13 protein-coding genes and 1 pseudogene are annotated in these 18,349 nt (G+C 69.7%); 7 read left to right on the top strand and 7 right to left on the bottom strand.

What is annotated here, in order from left to right; translation table 11 throughout:
- Window positions 1-145 precede the first annotated feature (145 nt).
- Complete coding sequence (locus AB0I52_RS21765; RefSeq protein ID WP_363074948.1) at window positions 146-1,888, top strand: hypothetical protein; 1,743 nt, start codon at window positions 146-148, stop codon at window positions 1,886-1,888.
- Here AB0I52_RS21765 and AB0I52_RS21760 read toward each other — a convergent pair.
- The gene (locus tag AB0I52_RS21760) at window positions 1,828-3,999 is read right to left on the bottom strand and encodes a hypothetical protein (RefSeq protein ID WP_363074946.1); all 2,172 of its coding nucleotides are present in this window, start codon (window positions 3,997-3,999) and stop codon (window positions 1,828-1,830) included. The two genes, AB0I52_RS21765 and AB0I52_RS21760, sit on opposite strands and share 61 nt — an antisense overlap.
- Window positions 4,000-4,090: 91 nt before the next feature.
- On the opposite strand from AB0I52_RS21760, the gene AB0I52_RS21755 reads away from it, so the two are divergent.
- On the top strand, window positions 4,091-5,887 hold the full coding sequence (locus AB0I52_RS21755; protein ID WP_363074944.1) for a translation initiation factor 2: 1,797 nt from the start codon (window positions 4,091-4,093) through the stop codon (window positions 5,885-5,887).
- Here the strand turns inward: AB0I52_RS21755 and AB0I52_RS21750 are convergent.
- Window positions 5,875-7,968 carry an NB-ARC domain-containing protein gene (locus AB0I52_RS21750; protein ID WP_363074942.1) on the bottom strand — a complete coding sequence of 698 codons (2,094 nt, stop codon included), beginning with the start codon at window positions 7,966-7,968 and terminating at the stop codon, window positions 5,875-5,877. The genes AB0I52_RS21755 and AB0I52_RS21750 overlap by 13 nt on opposite strands.
- Before the next feature lie 160 nt (window positions 7,969-8,128).
- On the opposite strand from AB0I52_RS21750, the gene AB0I52_RS21745 reads away from it, so the two are divergent.
- Window positions 8,129-8,551 (top strand): hypothetical protein, encoded by a 423-nt coding sequence (locus AB0I52_RS21745; RefSeq protein ID WP_363074940.1) that lies wholly within the window; start codon window positions 8,129-8,131, stop codon window positions 8,549-8,551.
- A gap of 172 nt (window positions 8,552-8,723) precedes the next feature.
- A complete protein-coding gene (locus AB0I52_RS21740) occupies window positions 8,724-9,260 on the top strand; it encodes a hypothetical protein (RefSeq protein ID WP_363074938.1) in 537 nt (178 codons plus the stop codon).
- 38 nt (window positions 9,261-9,298) lie between these two features.
- Here the strand turns inward: AB0I52_RS21740 and AB0I52_RS21735 are convergent, their stop codons facing one another.
- The 3 genes and pseudogenes from AB0I52_RS21735 to AB0I52_RS21725 form a co-directional block, all read right to left on the bottom strand.
- Window positions 9,299-10,090 (bottom strand): ABC transporter permease, encoded by a 792-nt coding sequence (locus tag AB0I52_RS21735; RefSeq protein ID WP_363074936.1) that lies wholly within the window; start codon window positions 10,088-10,090, stop codon window positions 9,299-9,301.
- Entirely contained in the window at window positions 10,087-11,106 is a 1,020-nt protein-coding gene (locus AB0I52_RS21730; protein WP_363074934.1) for an ATP-binding cassette domain-containing protein, read from the bottom strand. The genes AB0I52_RS21735 and AB0I52_RS21730 overlap by 4 nt, the downstream gene beginning before the upstream one ends.
- A gap of 12 nt (window positions 11,107-11,118) precedes the next feature.
- A pseudogene (locus tag AB0I52_RS21725) lies at window positions 11,119-11,789 on the bottom strand (DUF4097 family beta strand repeat-containing protein).
- Window positions 11,790-12,031: 242 nt separating this feature from the next.
- On the opposite strand from AB0I52_RS21725, the gene AB0I52_RS21720 reads away from it, so the two are divergent.
- Window positions 12,032-12,790 carry a helix-turn-helix domain-containing protein gene (locus AB0I52_RS21720; RefSeq protein WP_363074932.1) on the top strand — a complete coding sequence of 253 codons (759 nt, stop codon included), beginning with the start codon at window positions 12,032-12,034 and terminating at the stop codon, window positions 12,788-12,790.
- Between the two features lie 58 nt (window positions 12,791-12,848).
- On the opposite strand, the gene metG is transcribed toward AB0I52_RS21720, so the two are convergent.
- Window positions 12,849-14,570, bottom strand: a complete 1,722-nt coding sequence (metG, locus tag AB0I52_RS21715) for a methionine--tRNA ligase (RefSeq protein WP_363074930.1) — start codon at window positions 14,568-14,570, stop codon at window positions 12,849-12,851.
- 281 nt (window positions 14,571-14,851) lie between these two features.
- Between metG and AB0I52_RS21710 the strand changes: the two genes are divergently transcribed.
- A complete protein-coding gene (locus AB0I52_RS21710) occupies window positions 14,852-16,465 on the top strand; it encodes an adenosine deaminase (RefSeq protein WP_363074967.1) in 1,614 nt (537 codons plus the stop codon).
- Window positions 16,466-16,598: 133 nt separating this feature from the next.
- Here AB0I52_RS21710 and AB0I52_RS21705 read toward each other — a convergent pair whose 3' ends face one another.
- A complete protein-coding gene (locus tag AB0I52_RS21705) occupies window positions 16,599-17,354 on the bottom strand; it encodes a helix-turn-helix domain-containing protein (protein WP_363074928.1) in 756 nt (251 codons plus the stop codon).
- Between the two features lie 90 nt (window positions 17,355-17,444).
- Here AB0I52_RS21705 and AB0I52_RS21700 point away from each other — a divergent pair, with 90 nt between their 5' ends.
- Complete coding sequence (locus tag AB0I52_RS21700) at window positions 17,445-18,323, top strand: NAD(P)H-binding protein (RefSeq protein WP_363074965.1); 879 nt, start codon at window positions 17,445-17,447, stop codon at window positions 18,321-18,323.
- Window positions 18,324-18,349 lie beyond the last annotated feature (26 nt).

The raw sequence follows: 18,349 nt of genomic DNA, 5'->3' as shown, positions 1-18,349 counted from the left end.
CCGGGAGCCGGGAGCCGGGAGCCGGGAGCCGGGAGCCGGGAGCCGGGAGCCGGGAGCCGGGAGCCGGGAGCCGGGAGCCGGGAGCCGGGAGCCGGGAGCCGGGTGGCAGGGTTGTGGCGATCCTGCCGTCGGGCGGAGGTACGCGATGGAGTCCGATGAGCGCATTCTCGTCCCCGTAGGGCCGGATGCGGCTCGCTGGCGGACCTTCGGCGGCGACCGGACCGTGGTGGTGGCCGTCAGGACGGTGACCTCGCTCGTACGCGTGCTGGACGTGGTGCCGGAGATCGTGCATGACGACCCCCGCATCACCGTGGTCTTCGCGTACGACCCGACTTCCGCCTTCAACGACGGTGTACTCGATCTGCTCCGCTCGGCCGGCTGCCGCACCCTGCCGTGGTCCCAGCTCTCGGAATTGACACCTGACCTGCTGATCTCCGCCTCCGAGAACGTCGCGGTCCCGCCCGGCGACTATCCGGTACTGGTGCTGCCGCACGGGGTCGGGTTCCAGAAACAGGTCCCCGATTCGGCCGGTCCCGGCACCCGACTCTCCGGGCTGGTGTCCGAGGCTCTGCTGGCGACCCGGCGGGCCTGGCTCGCCGTGTCCCACCCCGACCAGGCACACCAACTGGCAGCCGCTCACCCCGTGACAGTCGGCAGAACCGTACTCGTGGGCGACCCTTGCTTCGATCGGCTTCGAGCAAGCGCTCGGTGGCGGGACCGATACCGGTCCTCGCTCGGCGTGCTCCCCGGGCAGCAGTTGGTGATGGTGAGCTCCACCTGGGGCGAGGAGTCTCTGGCAGGGGCTCTTCCGGGGCTACCCGCGGAGCTGTTGGCCCAGCTCCCGGCAGACGAGTTCCGGGTGGCACTCGTCTTGCACCCGAACGTCTGGTCCAGTCACGGTGCCTGGCAGATCCGGGCCATGCAGCAGTCCGCGTTGGAGGCCGGCCTGATCACGGTCGATCCCACGGATGGCTGGCAGCAGACCCTGGTGGCGTCCGACCTGGTGCTCGGGGACCACGGCTCGGTGACGCTTTACGGGGCAGCGATCGGGCGGCCCGTACTACTCGGCGCGTTCGGCTCCGAGGCCGTCCCGGGTACAGCGGGGTACGCGCTGCGGTCGACAGCGGGGTGGCTGGCCGCGGACCGACCGCTGCGCACGCAACTGGAGGCCACGGTGGCAGGACATCGCGCGGACCAGTTCGCAGCGGTCGCCGCCGGCGCCTTCGCGGAACCCGGAGAATCCCTGCCACGGCTGCGCGATCTGGTCTACGGTCTCCTTCACCTCCCTCAGCCGAAGCACCCGGCTCGCGGCCCCCGTGCGTTCCCCCTCGCGCCCCAGAACACCACGCGTGTCCGGTCCCTGATGGTCCACACCTCTGTCGTACCGGACACCGGGGCCGAGCTTCTTGTGGACGTCCGTCGCTTCCCGGCTGCGCTGGCCAGGGAGACGGGAGAGGGCAACAACGCGTTCTGGCACCTGGCCTGCGACGTCGACGAGCCGGACACTCGACTCACCGAAAGCGCCACGGTCGTGTGCTCCACCTCGGGTGTCTTCGCTCCGGAGACGGGGAGGCAACGCATCGCGCATCTCCTGGCCGATTTCCCCGGGGCCCGGATCGCCGCGCTGCCCGGGCAGAACAGTTGCCTGGTCGGGTTGCGCGACGGACGGATCGTGGACGTCTGTGCTCCGCACGGACCGTGCCCGGACCCCGGTACGGCCGCAGCAGCGGTCTACGTCCTTCTGCGCCTCGGCACACCACTTGAGGGCGCGGCTCCGGTCCTGCGCCACGGCTCACGCCGACAGCAGTTGCTGCTGCGTCCGGCGGGTCAGTCGGAGGTCAACCGGGCGAGGACTACCGCCGCCCGTGGGCTGCCGCCGTCCTTGTAGACGGTGAGCGCCCGGCGTAGGCAGTTCCGTACCTCGACCGGGTCGTCCAAAAGGTCCGCCAGATCTTCCAGTGCCTGGGCCTCGTAGTGGAAAGCCCCGGCTTGGTGCAGAGCATCGGCGGCCCGGGAGAGGGTGGCCACCCCTTCGGGGTCACCGAGCCGCGCCTCGACCCGGCCGGTGTCGGCTAGGGCCCGAGCCGCCATCCGCTCGTCCCGCAGGGTGAGGAACGTGTCCCGGGCTCGGGCGAGCGCGGTCAGGGCGGTGACGTGATCGCCGGCTGAGCTCTGGGCGCGGCCCAGGAAGTAGCGGGCCAGGGCCTCGCCCCGCTCCTCTCCGGCCTCGGTGTTCAGAGCGAGCGAGGTACGGTACGCGTCGACCGCGCGGTTGGAGTCGTGCAGATCCCAGTACCGGCCGAGGAACTCCTGAACCGACGCTTGGAGAACCACGTTCCCGGACTCCACGGAAAGCCGCTCGGCGGTGTCCAGTTGGGCCTTCGCCTGCTCGTCCTGCCCCAGGTCGAGCAGGGGCCTGGACAGGAGGCTGCGCAGCCTGGCCTCCGCCGCGGCGTTGTCGTCGTGCCGGGCGGCATCGGCCCCCAGTTCGAGCGACTCCCGCCAATCGGCAAGGTACCGATGGTGGAAGAAGAGAGCGGTAAACGCCTCCGCCAGCTGCCACACCTGGCGGACGAGGCCGAACCGGGCTGCGCCGCGAAGCACAGCGAGAATGTTGGCGCGTTCGGCCTCCAACCAGCTGATCGCATCGCGGCCGGGGTCGTCGGAACCGGCGAACGGGTCGGCGACGGCATCGGAACCGGCCGCCCTCAAAACCTCGGCCACCCCTGAGATCCGCAGCCGGTCGGCCCGGACGGCGAGGTCGGCCATGGCAGTCAGCGCAAGGTAGTGACCGGTGACCCTGTGGACTGTCTCCCGCTCGGCGCCGGGCGGGTCGAGAGCCCTGGCCGTATCCCTGGCGTGGAGCCGTACCAGGCCGTGCAATGCGTATCTGCCATCGTCCGTGACGGACAGCAGGCTGGCGGTTTCCAGCGTGTCCAGCGCTTCTTGGACCTCTTCCATCGTATCCAGCTCAGCGGCCAGCGCCGCGAGTGCGGTGTCGAAGCTGAGGCACGGGAGATGGCCGAGGACCCGGTACACGCGTGCGGCAGGTTCAGGGAGGTCTCGGTAGGCGATCTCAAGGGCTGCGGACACGGTGCGCTCCTCGTGGGCTGAGGACACGGTGATACGGCTGAGGCGGCTCTGTTCGTCGGACAACTCATCGACCAGTGCGCTGATCGTCAGGCGGCGGTGTATCAGCAGCCGTGCGCCGCAGATACGAATGGCGATCGGCAGGCCGCCCAGGAGTTCGACCAGTTGTGCCGAGGCAGCGGGTTCGTCTGCGATCCGCTGCGCACCGCAGACGGCCGCCAGCAGTTCCATGGCACTGTCGACGTCGAAAGTGTCGAGGTGGAGCAGCGACGCTCCGTCGAGAACGAGCTCACCGAGCCGCCAGGTGCTGGTCGCCAGCACAGCGCTGCCCGGCCCTTGGGGCAGCAGTGCCGTGACCTGGGCGGGGCGCGTGACGTCGTCGAGCACCACCAGCATCCGGCGCTCGGCCGACAGGTCCCGATAGAGTGCCGTCCGGTCAGCGAGACCCGCCGGGAGATACGGGTCACGTACTCCAAGTGTCCTCAGGCAGGTGGCGAGTGCCTCCGAGACGTCTCCGCCGGTTCCCGAGCGCAGCGAAGCGAAGTCGACGAAGAGCTGACCACCGGGGAAGCGCGGCTTGTTGTTGTGAGCCCACTGGCAGGCCGCCGCCGTCTTACCGATGCCGGGAAGCCCGCTGAACACGCCGATCGGGCAGCCAGGTGTGTCGCCGTGTCCGAATAAGTCGTCGAGTTCGGCCAGATCTCCCCGGCGGTTGACGAAGTCGCGCGGCGGCCTCGGGACCTGGTCGAGGCGGCGGCCCGCGGGTTCTGTGGCCTGCACTGTTTGGTAGTTGAAGGAAATACCGCCGTGGACGACTCCCACCTGGGCCAGCTGTCCATCGACATGGCCGGGGAGGCTGTTCATGATCCCCGGCACCACGGGGCGTTCCGGCTCGCCTGGCGTGCTCATGGACCACCGTCTCTCCGGATCGCCGACCAGGATTCACCGTACTGGACACAGGACGAGGAGGGAGCGCTCCGGCACCGGTACGATCAGAACCATGCCGCACCAGGCTCCCGACGATGGCCACATCCCCTCCGGTCAAGTCGCCTCCACCGAGGGCCCACACCGGGTAGAATCGAAGATCAGCAGCAGGACAGCAGGACAGCAGGACAGCAGGACAGCAGGACAGCAGGACAGCAGGACAGCAGGACAGCAGGACAGCAGGACAGTCATCGTCGCCGTACGTTCAGCTGGGGCATTGCACCGGCTCCTCGACGTACTGCCCGTGTTTGACGGCGACACTCGCGTCACCATCCGGTTCACGCTGCTCCCTGGATCGCACTTCGACGTCGGCGCCCTCGCGGCTCTGGACCACTCGGGCGCCCGCATCCTGCCCTGGGAGGAAGCTCGCCGCATCAGGCATGACCTGGTTCTGAGTGCGAGCCCGAAAGGCGAACTCCACGAGCTGTCCGGGCGCCGGGCTCTGCTGCCGCACGGAGCCGGCTTCAACAAGACCATCAGCAACGACGGTTCACCCGACGTACCGTCTGGTCTGGACCCTCACTATCTGTTGGTGGACGGCGTGCCCTGGGCCGATCTGCATGCCCTGGCACACGAAGACCAAGCGGCTCGCTTGGCGCAGCACTGCCCGTCGGCCGTCGACCGAGTCGCTGTGGTCGGAGATCCCACCCTGGACCGTCTCCTCGCGTCGGTCCCCCACCGCCAGGACTACCGGGGTCATCTGGCGACGGGCGCCCGGCAGCTCATCGTCCTCACCTCCACGTGGGGACCGGAGTCACTCCTCGCCCGTCGCCCCGGCCTGTCCGCCGACCTCATCGGAGTCCTCCCCCACGACGCGTTTCAGGTCGCCCTGATCGTGCACCCCAACGAGTACAGCCACACAGGATCCTTCGACCTGTCCCGCCAGCTCGCCCCTGCTCTCGCGGCGGGGCTGGTCCTCACCCGCCCCTACGAGGAATGGGCCTCCCTCCTGGTCGCGGCCGACGCCGTGGTCACCGACCACGGCTCCACGGCCCTCTACGCCGCGGCCCTCGGCCGCCCGGTCATCGGTGCCTACGACGGCGGGCGCGAGCTGCTTCCCGGCAGCCCGATGGCACAGTTGCTGGACTCCGTGCCCAGGCTCTCGGAGGCCTCCGGCCTGGAGCACGCGCTTCGGGACTCCCGAACCGTTGACACCCGTGGCCACGCCGCCGGCGCGTTCGCTCAGCAGGGCCGGGCACTTCCGCTGCTGCGGCAGCGGCTCTATCGCATGCTCGGGCTGCGTCCCCCGTCGGGCCCACTGGAAGCGCCCGCGTTCTCCCGGCCGTCCACGACGCCCCGTCAACCCTCGGCCTTCGCGGTGCGGGCAGAGGTGTCGGGTCACCGGATCGCCCTGAAACGCTTCCCGCCACACGTACAGGGGGCCGTCCACCATCTGGCCGCCGAATACCCCACGGCCGGGCCACGTCAGATACAGAGTGCCGCCGTGCTCTGGCGCCGAGCCCGGACCGCCGTCTCTTCCGCACAGCACACGGCCTGGACTGCGGAGGGCTGGACGTCACACGTCCTTGAGGAGGCGCCGGGCTGCCGAACCTCGGCCGCGGTCCTGTCCCCCCGGCGCTGCCTGCTCAGGCACCGCACGGCCGGGCTGTTCAGCGTCCGGTTGGAACCTCACCGGGACGGAGGCATGGTGTCCCATGCCGACCCGACGGCCGTGGTGTCCGCGGTGCACGCCTGGCTCGGCGCCAACGCGAACCGGTCGCTGCCGGTATCGCTCCTCTGCGACACCGGGCCCGTCGCCGTACGCGTACGTCTGTGCCCCGCGACTGCGGACGACCTCGGCTACGAGCTCTGACCGTCGGAGGGGATGCCTCCGGCCCGAAGCGTGATGTGCCTCGCCGCCGCGCGGTGCAGCTCGGCGGTCTCGGTCTCACCGCAGTCCTGCGCGAGAGTCGCCAGTTCCTCCAGGACGCGCGCCTCGTGCGTGACGGAACCCCGAGCGCGGGCTCCGTCGAGAGCCGCGCTCATCAGGGCCCGCGCCGCTTCGGTATCCCCCACCAGCCTCAGTGCGCAGCCCAGTTCGAATCCGGTTCGAGCCATCATGCGCTCCCGGTCCTGCTGCCGCGCCATCGCGTGGGCCTCCTCCAGGAGCCTGACCGCCTCCCGGCACTCCCCCCGCCGCAGGGCGGTCCTGCCCAACAGGTAGGTCTGGAGGAGCACGCCGTACGCGTTGCCGATCTCCGCGTGGGCCGCCCTCGCCGCCTCGAAATCCGCGGCGGCACCCGGCCAGTCTCCGGTCTCGGACTTGAGCAGGCCCCGGAACTCCACTGTGGAAGCCCTCAGCTTCCGCTCCGGAAGCGACTCCCCCAGGGCCTCCGAGGCGTGGAACGCACGCCTCAGTTGCTCCGCCGCCTCGTCGTGCAGCCCCTGTTCCCACAGCGGCCGGGCAAGCTGGCACCTCATCCGGACCATTGCCGGGAGAGACTCCGCCCGGTCGGCGGCAGCCACCCCCGTACGGAAGGCGTCGGTGATGTCCGCATAGTGCGGGTGATCGAGAAAGTGCGTCCACAACGGCTCGCACAGCGCCCACGCGTCCTCGTAGTGCCCCGCCTCGAAAGCGATCCGGACGCACCCGTACAGGGCGAGCCGCTGAGACCCCAGCCACCGCAGTGCGCCCGTCTTGCCCGAGAACTCGACATCGTGCCTGTCCGGGCCCGCAGGTCCGGGCAACTCCGCGAAGGTCATCCGCGGACCGGCGGCAAGGAGGTCTGCACGTGCGGCCTGGCGCCTGTACCACGTGATCAGGGAAGTGCGGGCCCGTGCTCGCTCCGCCCCCTCCGGGTCGTCCTGCTGCACACGGCGCTCGGCGTGGCCCCGCAGGAGATCGTGCATGCGCCAGCCGTCGGCCCTGCCGTCCAGCAGCCCTGCCGACTCGAGCTCCTCAAGGACGTCTCCCGCCCGTTCGGGCTCACAGCCGAGGACCGCCGCGGCCGTCGGCTCCTGGACCAGTGGACCCGGAAACTGTGGCAGCAACCTGTACAGTCGCGCGGCCTGCGGACCCAGCCCCGAGTAAGCGGCGTCCCACACGGCTTCGACCATGGGAATGCCCTTCTCGCGCAGTTCCGCGGTCAGTTCGGCGACGAGCCGGGACAGGCTCCGCCTGCGGTACTTGCGTACCCACTGTCCGGCCACCTGAAGCGCGGCCGGCAGGCCGCCGCACCCACGCACCAATTCACCCAGCGCACCCGGCTCCTCCGAGAGTCGCGGATCGTTCGTGAGGTGGCCCAGCAGCCGCACCGCATCATCCACCGCCAGCGGGCCCACGGGAATCTCGACCGCGGCGGTACCGTCGAGATCGTACAAGGCACCCTGACTCGTGACGATCACCAGACTGCGATCCGATGCCGGGAGAAGCGGTGTCACCTCGCTTCCGAACCGCGCGTTGTCGACGACCACGATCAGCCGCTTGTCGCGGGGCCTGGTCCACAACTGCTTCGTACGGCCGGCGAGGGACCTCTCCAGCCACTCCGGCGATACACCCAGGCCGGTCAGGAGATCCCCGACGGCATCCGCGATCTCGACAGCGCCGTCCCGGCGCAGGTCGTCCAGGTCGAGGTAAAGGACCCCGTCGGGGTACCGGTCGGTGAGACGACGGGACACATGGAATCCCAGCGCGGTCTTGCCGATCCCGCCCATCCCGGTCAGTGCGACGACCAGGGGCCCCGTGTGGGCCGCGTGATCGTCGACCGCGCGCGTGATGCGCGCCTGCTCGACGTTCCTGTTCTCGAACTCTCCGCGTTCCGGCGGCAGTTGGAACGGTGTCGACGGGACGGGTGCCCCGGCGCTGTGCAGGTGCTGGTGCACCTCTCCGATGCGCCCGGCCTGAACGACCACGTCCGCACGTCCGTCAAGACTGTTGCGCGTCTCCTCGACCATGCGTCAACAGTATTGCCTCGTCCGTGACATGAAGGTGACGCCCTCTCACATTGCGGTCGTACCCGGGGAGGCGCGAACCACTGATGCGCCGGAACTTCTCCATCACGCCGCACAACGGACTTAAGGTGTGACGATCAGACACCACCCGAGGGAGCCTGACATGGACCCGATCACGGCAGCAGCCCTGACGGCACTGGCCGGAACCGTCGGTGGCGAAGCCGGCCGCCAGACGTGGCACGGGCTCACCGCACTGGTGAGGCGTCCGTTCCGGCGCGGCGCGGCACAGGGCGGGACACCGGACGGATCGCCTGCGATCAGCTCGGGCGAGCTGGAGGTCGCGGACCTGGAGAACAGTCCTGCCGACCCGTTGCGCGCCCAGGCACTGGCGACGGCGCTGGGCGTACGGGCGGCCCTGGACGACGAATTCCGCGCACTGCTCGAAGAGTGGTGGCAGCACGCTCGGACCGGATCGGGCGGCGAAGTGCACAACAGCATCAGCGGCGGAACCCAGAACGGCCCTGTAGTTCAAGGCCGGGACTTCTCCAGCCTCACCTTCAACATGACGCGGGACACCGACCGCTGACGACCGGGAGCGGCCGGGGATCGAACGGGGAGCGGCCGGGGGCCGAATGGCGGACGCATCGGATGCGGCCGCCAAAGGGCGCTTCACCGGGATTCCCCGGACCCCCGCCTCCTCGGCGGTCTACTGTCGGACACGCCGCACTGCCCACCGTGGGCAACTGAGGAGGAACCCTGTGTCATCGTCCTGCGATCCCCAGCACGCTCCCGCCGGCGATGTGGGCACGGCGATCATGATGGTCGACTCCCGGCTCAGATGCGTCCACGACGGCAAGTCCAGGTCGGACCCCGAACAACAGGAGCTGGTCCACCAGTTCGCCGCGTCATTGGGCCCCGAGGGAGCCAAGGACCTGCTGGACGGCGCGTGCACGCTCATCTTCATGTTCATGAAGTGGCTGCGGATGACCCACGAACAGCACGACAAGGACGTCATCGAGTACGTGGTGCCGACTCTTGTGGCCACGATGCGCATGATGCCCAGGAGCGTCCCCACCGAGGTCATCCCCACCATGGCCGGCCTCGTCATCGCGGCGGGCACCGGCCTGAGTCCCAACCTGTGGCGCAAGCAGTACGGACGCTGGACCGAGGAAGAGATGACTCCCCTCGAAGTCACCGCCTTCCTGCTCGCGGAACACATCAACCGCATCGCCGACGACCCCGACTTCGCCACCCGCATGATCACCGAGGCGCTGTCCGGCATGGACGAGAGCTGACGTCGGGATCTGGGTGGTGGCCGGTTCTGTCGTAGTGGCTATTTCGGGTCGCGGTTGAACTTCGAGGTCGACCAGGAGTAGCCGAGGGCTACGAGGCCGAGGCTCCAGGCGACCGTGAGCCATCCGTTGTTGCCGATCTCGCTGCCGAGCAGTAGTCCCCGCAGGGTTTCGATGGCGGGTGTGAAGGGCTGGTACTCGGCGATCGGCTGGAACCAGCCGGGCATCGTGTCGACGGGGATGAAGGCGCTGGACAGGAGGGGCAGCAGGACCATGGGCAGCGCGTTGTTGCTGGCGGCTTCGGCGTTGGGGCTGATGAGGCCCATGCCGACGGCGACCCAGGTGAGTGCGGTGGCGAAGAGTACGAGCAGTCCGACTGCCGCCAGCCATTCCAGAGGGGTTGCGTCGGTGGAGCGGAAGCCGATGGCGACAGCGACGGCGCCGACGAGGATCACGCTCATGACCGCTTGCAGGACGCTTCCGACGACGTGCCCGACGAGTACGGAGCCGCGGTGGATCGCCATGGTGCGGAAGCGGGCGATGATGCCCTCGGTCATGTCGGTGGAGACGGACACGGCGGTTCCGACGACGGTGCTGCCGATGGTCATGAGGAGAATCCCCGGAACGATGTAGGCGATGTACCGGGCGCGGTCCGCGCCGCCGCCGCCGATGCCCGCGCTCATGACGTCGCCGAAGATGTAGACGAACAGCAGGAGCAGCACGACCGGGGTGAGCAGGAGGTTCAGGGTGAGGGAGGGGTAGCGCCGGGCGTGCAGGAGGTTGCGGCGGAGCATGGTGCCGGAGTCGCGGGCGGCGAGGGTCAGGCCACTCATCGGACTGTCTCCTTGGACTGGTCGGGGATGTCTGCTGCGCCGGTCAGGGCGAAGAACACGTCGTCGAGGTCGGGGGTGTGCACGGTCAGTTCGTCGGCCTCGATGCCGGCGGAGTCGAGGCGGTCGAGGATGGTGCGCAGGTCGCGCTGGCTGCCGTCGCTGGGGAGCTGCAGTGACAGCGCCTCGTTGTCGCTGGTGGCGTCGTGGAGGGTGAGGGCGGCGCTCCGGTGTGCGGCCGGGTCGGTGAAGCGGAGGCGGACGTGTCCGCCGGGGATGAGCTGTTTCAGTTCCTTGGCGGTGCCTTCGGCGGCGATCTTCCCGTTGTTGAGTACGGCGATGCGGTCGGCGAGTTCGTCGGCTTCTTCGAGGTACTGGGTGGTGAGGAGGACGGTGACGCCGTCGGCGACGAGTTCGCGGATGATGTTCCACATGTTGTGCCGGCTGCGGGGGTCGAGGCCGGTGGTGGGTTCGTCGAGGAAGATGATCCGTGGGTTGCCGACCAGGGTCATGGCGATGTCGAGCCGGCGCTTCATGCCGCCCGAGTAGGTGGAGGCCGGTTTCCTCGCGGCGTCGGTGAGGTCGAAGCGCGCCAGGAGTTCGGCGGCGGCCCGGCGCCCCTCGCTGCGGGAGAGGTGGTGCAGGTCGGCCATGAGGAGCATGTTCTCCTCGCCGGTGATCAGGCCGTCGACGGCGGAGAACTGGCCGGTGACGCCGATCGCGGCCCGCACCGCCTGAGGGTTCGTCGTGACGTCGTGACCACCGACCCGGATGCTGCCGGGGACGGAGCCGGAGACGGCTCCGGAGAGGGAATCTGCAGAGCCGTCGACGCCGGCGGTCGGGGCGTCGGCGGTGATGAGGGTGGAGAGGATCTTGACCGCGGTGGTCTTGCCGGCGCCGTTCGGGCCGAGCAGCGCGAAGACGGTTCCTTCGGGGACGGCCAGGTCGATCCTGTCGAGGACGACCTTGTCACCGTACGACTTGCGCAGCCCGTTCGCCGCGATGGCCAGGTTGGTCATGCCGGTTGCTCCTCAGAGGCTGCGGGCGACGATGTCGCCGTGGGCGGTGGTCGCGCGGATGTTCAGGGGGGCGGCGGCGCCGTCGGTGTTCTTGAGCGCGTTCTCGATCCGGCCGTAGGTGGTGCCGGCGTCCAGGGAGGCGGAGACTCCGCGGGCGGCGCCGACCGACACATCGCCGGACACGGTGCGCAGTGCGACCGTGCCGTGCAGGGCCTCGGCGATCCGGAGGTCGCCCTTCTGGGCGCTGATGTCCGCGGGGCCCCGCAGGAGGCCGACCGAGACGTCGCCGGCGAGGAGGGTGAGCCGGGCGCTCGCCGCCTCGTCGCGCTTGACCGAGCCCTGCGCACCCTCGAAGGTGACGTCGCCGAGCCGTCCGACGCCCCGGAGTCCGGCGTCAGCCGCCTTCACCTCGACGCGGGAGTCGACGGGCAGCTGGACGGTCACCTCGATGGATCCCGAGCTGCCGAGGATCCGGTTCTTCGCCGGTGAGGCCGCGATCCGCAGGGCGCCATCGCCGTATCCGACCGCGATCCGCTCCGCCGCCCGCACGTCGCGGCCCTTCGAGGCGTCCGCGGGCACGGCGTCGACCGTGGTGTGGCCCGGTCGGCGGCGATGAACCGGATGCGTCCCGCGGGGATGTCGAGGACGGCCGAGACGGGGGCGGGCGTGTCGAACTTCCGCATCGCGTTCTCCTTCTTCTCCATCGGGCGCTTCTCCCACCCTCTGTTTCTGATAGTCGAAACGCTACGTTGTGTTCGAGGGACTGACAACACATTCGTTGCACACTAATTGCATTGATGCAGCTCAGAGCTTCCACATCGTTGCAATGAGATCGAGCCTAATGCAACAACGCCACTCAGATCGTTGCAATGAATTGAAAGCGAACGCTATGCTGGAGACACCGCAGACCATGAAGGAGACCCCGATGCCAGGAGGCAGGCTCACCCAGCAGGAACGTCAGCAGATCGCACTGGGACTGGCCGAAGGCCTGGCCTACGCGGAGATCGCCAGACGCCTCGGCCGTCCGACCTCGACGGTCACCCGCGAGGTGATGCGCAACGGCGGCCCCACGGCGTACCGCGCCGAGCTCGCCCACCGCGCCACCGAACGCCGCACCCACAGGCGCCGGCAGGCCGCGCCCCGGGAGTCGGAGGCGCCCGCGCAGGCCCACGGGCGGGACGCCGAGGCGGTGCGCGAGTACGAGGAGGTGTTCACCACCGCCCTCATACAGTCGGGCACGCCGAAGATGATGGCCCGGGTGATGACCTGTCTCTACACCGCCGACTCGGGCAGCCTCACCGCGTCCGAACTCGTCCAGCGCCTCCAGGTCAGCCCGGCGTCCATCTCCAAGGCGGTCGCGTTCCTCGACAGCCAGGGCCTCGTGCGCCGGGAACGCGACGGACGCCGACGCGAGCGCTACGTCGTCGACGACGACATCTGGTACCAGTCAATGATCTCCAGCGCCCGGTCCACCGCCCAGATCGTCGAGACCGCACGGCAGGGCGTCGGCGTCCTCGGTCCCGCCACCCCGGCCGGCGTCCGCCTCGAAAACATCGCCCGATTCCTCGACTTCGTCACCGAGAGCCTCATCCGCTCCGCGGAGCAGGCCCGCGAGGTGCTCCACACGAAGCCCGAAACAACTCCGGACGGCGACGCGGACAGCACCGCGGACAGCACTGTCTGACGAAGCCGCAGGTGCTGTCGGCGCTACGGGCGTTACGGGCGCTGAGCGAACGGCGCCGTCAGGCGTCGGCTCCGCCGAAGCGCGCGCGGTAGGCGTCCAGGTCCTCCTCGGCGATCTTCGCGAAGAGCACCGGCGGCACGGTGAACGGCGTGCCGGCCGGGACGGCGTCCAGCGACATGGCCTGTTCGGCGGTCACCCAGGTCGCGGTGTCGCCTTCCAGGGCGAAGGCGCCGCGCATGGCGGCGGCCGAGGCCGGGATCAGCGGTTCGGAGACGATCGCGTAGAGGTGGATGAGGTTCATCGCCGTACGCAGGGTCAGCGCCGCGCCCTCCGGGTCGGTCCTGATCTCCAGCCAGGGGGCCTTCTCCTCCAGGTAGGAGTTGCCCGCCGACCACAGGGCCCGCAGCGCGGCAGCGGCCTTGCGGTACTGGAGGGCCTCCATGTGCTCCTCGTACTCGGCGAGCAGCCGCGCGGCCTCGGCGCCCAGCCGCGCTTCCGCCACACCGGCGGCGCTGCCCGCCGGGACGTCGTCGCCGAAGCGCTTGCGGGAGAAGGACAGCACACGATTGACGAAGTTGCCGAGGGTGTCGGCGAGGTCCTTGTTGACCGTGGCGGCGAAGTGCTCCCAGGTGAAGGAGGAGTCGTCGGACTCGGGGGCGTTGGCGATCAGGAAATATCGCCAGTAGTCCGCCGGCAGCGTCTCCAGCGCGGCGTCGGTGAAGATGCCTCGCTTCTGAGAGGTGGAGAACTTGCCGCCGTAGTACGTGAGCCAGTTGAAGCCCTTGACGACGTCGACCTTCTTCCACGGCTCACGGACACCGAGCTCGGTGGCCGGGAACATCACCGTGTGGAACGGGACGTTGTCCTTGGCCATGAACTGGGTGTAGCGGACGGTGTCGTCGGCCTCGTACCACCAGGACTTCCAGTCGCGCCTCTCGCCGTCCGGGGCTGCGTCCGACCACTCCTTCGTCGCTCCGATGTACTCGATCGGGGCGTCGAACCAGACGTAGAAGACCTTGCCTTCGGCCGCGAGCTCCGGCCAGGTGTCGGCCGGGACCGGGACGCCCCAGTCCAGGTCGCGGGTGATGGCGCGGTCGTGCAGGCCCTCGGTCAGCCATTTTCGGGCGATGGAGGAGGACAGCTGCGGCCACCGGTCCTCGTGCCGGGCCACCCACGCCTCCACCTCGTGCTGGAGCCTGGACTGGAGCAGGAACAGGTGCGTGGTCTCGCGGGCCTCCAGCTCCGTGGAGCCACTGATCGCCGAGCGGGGGTTCAGCAGGTCGGTCGGGTCGAGGACGCGGGTGCAGTTCTCGCACTGGTCGCCGCGGGCCTTGTCGTAGCCGCAGTGCGGGCAGGTTCCCTCGACGTAACGGTCCGGCAGGAAGCGTCCGTCGACCGGCGAGTACACCTGGCGGATCGCCCGCTCCTCGATGAAGCCGTTCTTGTGCAGCTGGCGCGCGAAGTGCTGGGTGATCTCGGCGTTCTGCCACGAGGAGCTGCGGCCGAAGTAGTCGAAGGCGAGCTGGAAGCCGTCGTACACGACCTTCTGCGCGGCGTGGGCCTGTGCGCAGAACTCCGCCACCGGCAGCCCGGCCGCCTTGGCCGCCAGCTCGGCCGGAGTCCCGTGCTCGTCGGTCGCGCAGATGTACAGGACGTCGTGGCCGCGCCGGCGGAGATACCGGGAGTACACATCCGCCGGGAGCATCGACCCGACCATGTTGCCCAGGTGCTTGATCCCGTTGATGTAGGGAAGCGCGCTGGTTACCAGGTGTCGAGCCATCCTCGGATGCTCCATTTCGTACGTACGGCGCCGGCGGCGGTGCCACGGCGGGCCGGGTCGGGGGTGCGGCGGACTCGACCGCTCAGGTCACCCAACCGTGTCACGCGTCGTGACGGCCGGCCAGTCGCGTGGCCGGCCGGGCGTGGCCTGTCGCGTGGCTGTCCCTTAGCCCATCGTGTGGCCGGCCGTAGCCGGTCAGGCACTCGATCGGGTGGAGGTTTCAGGCCATACATGTGGTTTGGGTGAAAAACGCGCTCCCCGGACGCGATCATTCGGCCGTGATGTCAACAATCCGGACGGAACACCGTCCCAAGTCCCGCCTCCTGGCCGGGCTCGGCGCACTCACCGTGCTGACCCTCCTCCCGGCGTTCCCGGCCGCTGCCGCGCCCGCGGACGACGCGTCGTCGCAGAGCGCCCGGCCGGTCTCGCCCCGTGTGGTGACCGCGGCCGAACGCAGGACCGCCGCGTACCTCGGTTCGCTGCGGAACAGCCCCGCACGGCTGAAGGCCTTCTTCAAGGATCTGCCCAAGGGTGGTGACCTCCACAACCACTTGTCGGGTGCGGCCAAGACCGAGTACCTGATCAAGCTCGCCGCCGAGGGTGGCCTCTGCATCGACGCCACGATGACAGCGGTGGCGCCGCCGTGCGGATCGGGCACGAGGCCCGCATCCGACGCCCGGACGGATGCCGCCTTCCGGCAGCAGATCATCCGGGCCTGGTCCATGCAGGACTTCCCCGCCGACCAGTCCGGGCACGACCACTTCTTCGATACGTTCAACAAGTTCGGCATGGCGACCTGGGACCGCGGCAAGCTCCTCGCCAATGTGGCCGACACCGTGGTCAAGCAGAACCAGTTCTATCTGGAGACCATGGTCACCCCGGCCTCCGACAGCGCCAAGAAGCTGGCCGACACGGTGGGCTACGACGCCGATCTGGCCGCCTTCCACCGCAAGCTCCTGGCCGGAGGGCAGCTCGACCGGGTCGTCGACGAGGCGGTCAAGGAGGCCGATGACGCCAATGTCCAGTTCCGGGCGGCCGCCCACTGCGACACCAAGCGCCCCGATCCGGGCTGCCGGCTGCCCGTCAGGTGGATCTCGCAGGTCTCCCGGGGCAGCACCCCGGCGCGGGTGTTCACGCAGATCGCGGTCGGCATGCGACTGGCGGAGCGCGACCCGAGGTTCGTCGCCGTCAACCTCGTACAGCCCGAGGACTGGGACACCTCGCTGGAGAACTACAGCCTCCAGATGCGGATGCTGAAGTACCTGCGCGGCCAGTACCCGGGCTCCCACCTCACCCTGCACGCCGGTGAGCTGGCCCCCGGTCTGGTCAAGCCCGAGGACCTGACCTTCCACATCCGCGAAGCCGTGCTCGTCGCCGGTGCCGAGCGCATCGGACACGGCGTGGACCTGGTCCACGAGGACAACTGGCGGCAGCTCGCCCGGACGATGGCACAGCGCAAGATCGCCGTCGAGGTGCCCTTCTCCAGCAACAAGCAGATCCTCGGCATCGCGGGCGCCGACCACCCGTTCAACGCCTACCGCCACTACGGCGTCCCGGTGGTCCTGGCCACCGACGACCCGGGGGTCTCGCGGATCGACATCAGCCACGAGTACCAGTACGCCGCCAAGACCTACAGCCTCGGCTACACCGAGCTGAAGGACCTGGCCCGCGCCTCGCTGGAGTACGCGTTCCGCGACGGCCGCAGCCTGTGGGCCGACGGCTCCGCCCCCTCCGGCTATCAGCTGGTCGCCGCCTGCCGCGGCGACCGGCCCGGCACCGGGCGGCCGAGCCCGCGCTGCTCCCGCTACCTCGCCGCCAGCCCGAAGGCGGCGACGCAGTGGCGCCAGGAGGCGGCCTTCGCCGTCTTCGAGCGGGACAACGGCGGACGCGGCTGACGCGGCCTGCCCATAGGTATACGTCCGGGTGCGGGGCTCTCATGTCCCGCGCCCGGACGTGCTGTTGACGGTGCTGAGGCTGCTGAGGCTGCTGAGGCTGCTGAGGCTGCTGAGGCTGCTGAGGGGGAACGGCTCAGCCGTGGGAGGCGATGCGGTCCAGCCACTCCGTCAGCAGATGCTGCTCCGCGCCGCTGAGAACCGTCTGTTCGGGCATCGCGGCGCGCAGGGCACGGGCGGCACCTGCCGGGCCGGCGTCCCGCACGGCCGGCTCCTGGTTGGTCACCGCGGCGACCATGGACTCCCGGAGCGTCGTCAACAGAGCCGGGTCACGCCGGTCTTCGGGCAGGGACAGCCAGGTGAGCACCGCGCCGCGCGCCGTGGCGTGGATGAGCATCGCCGCGAGTTCCTCGTCCACGCGGAGCCAGCCCCCGGCGGCCAGGCGCCGGATACGCCCCATGAGGATCTCCAGGCCGGCCCGGAAGGCCGCCGACGTGGGCCTTGTGGGCTCGCTGTACATCAGCGTGAACAGCGCGGGATTGGCCAGTCCGAACTCGACCGCCAGATCCCATCCACCCCTCAGGTCCTCGATGAGGTCCGGCGGGTCGGGATCCACGTGCTTGGTCGCGAGGAACCTGGCGAAGCCGTACTCGGCCACCGCGTCGAGCAGCCCACCCTTGTCGCCGAACATGCGGTAGATGGCCGGCGGCTGTACGCCCGCGGCGACCGCGACCGCGCGGGTGGTGACGGCGTCGCGGCCCTCGCGCGCCAGCAGGTCGGCCGCGGCCTCGATGATCCGCTGCCGAGGCTGCGCCAGGGCGGCGCTGTCGGCATCGGCGGCGGCGTCGACGGCGGTGTCGCTGATGTCGCTGTCGCGTGAACGTGATGACATATATCGATGATACAGCTTAGATGGTTCCATCGATAATTCCAGTGTTACGGTAGTTGCGTTTCCACTGGAACTAGAGTGCTGGAGCACATCGTGATCATCGTGACCGGAGCCACCGGAAAGCTCGGACGCCAGATCGTCGAGAGGCTGTTGACGCGCATACCGGCGGACCTGATCGGCATCAGCATCCGCGACCCACAGAGGGCGAAGGCGTTCGCCGACCGGGGCGTACGAGTGCGCCGGGGCAGCTTCACCGACGCCGACAGCCTCGCCCACGCCTTCGAGGGCGCCTCCCAGGTGCTCATCGTCTCCGTCGACAAGATGGGCGACGCGTGCGTGCGGCAGCACCGCGCCGCGATCGACGGGGCCGTCGCGGCAGGCGCCCGGCGCATCCTCTACACCAGCCAGATGGGCGCCGGCCACGACTCGCACTTCCAGGCCTGCCGCGACCATGCCGCCACCGAGGACGCGCTGCGCGCATCCGGCGTGCCCTTCACCTCACTGCGCAACGGCTTCTACGCCGCCAGCGCGATGCAGTTCGCCGCCCACGGCGTGGAGTCCGGCGAGATCACGCTCCCCGAGGACGGGCCGGTCGCCTGGACCACCCACGCCGACCTCGCCGACGCGGCCGCCGCCGTCCTGGCCGACGAGGGCCGCTTCGACGGGCCCACGCCGCCGCTCACCGCGGCGCAGGCGCTCACGTTCGACGACATCGCGGCCATCGCCGGCGACATCACGGGCCGCACCATCACCAGGGCCACCGCACCCGACACCGAGTTCCGGGAGCAGCTGACGGGCCAGGGCGCCCCCGCCGGGACCGCGGACCAGTTGCTCGGCATCTTCGCGGCCGCCCGCGCCGGCGAATTCGCCGCCGTCGACCCGACACTGGCCGCCCTGATCGGGCGCGAACCCCTCTCCATGAGCACCGTGCTGCACGAGCAACTGTCCGGCGGCAACGACGTTCAGCGGTAACAGCGGCCAGCAACGGCGGGGCCGTG

The sequence above is a fragment of the Streptomyces sp. NPDC050423 genome (genome assembly GCF_040655445.1).
Taxonomy (GTDB): Bacteria; Actinomycetota; Actinomycetes; order Streptomycetales; family Streptomycetaceae; genus Streptomyces.
This window is presented reverse-complemented; position numbering and strand designations above follow the sequence as displayed.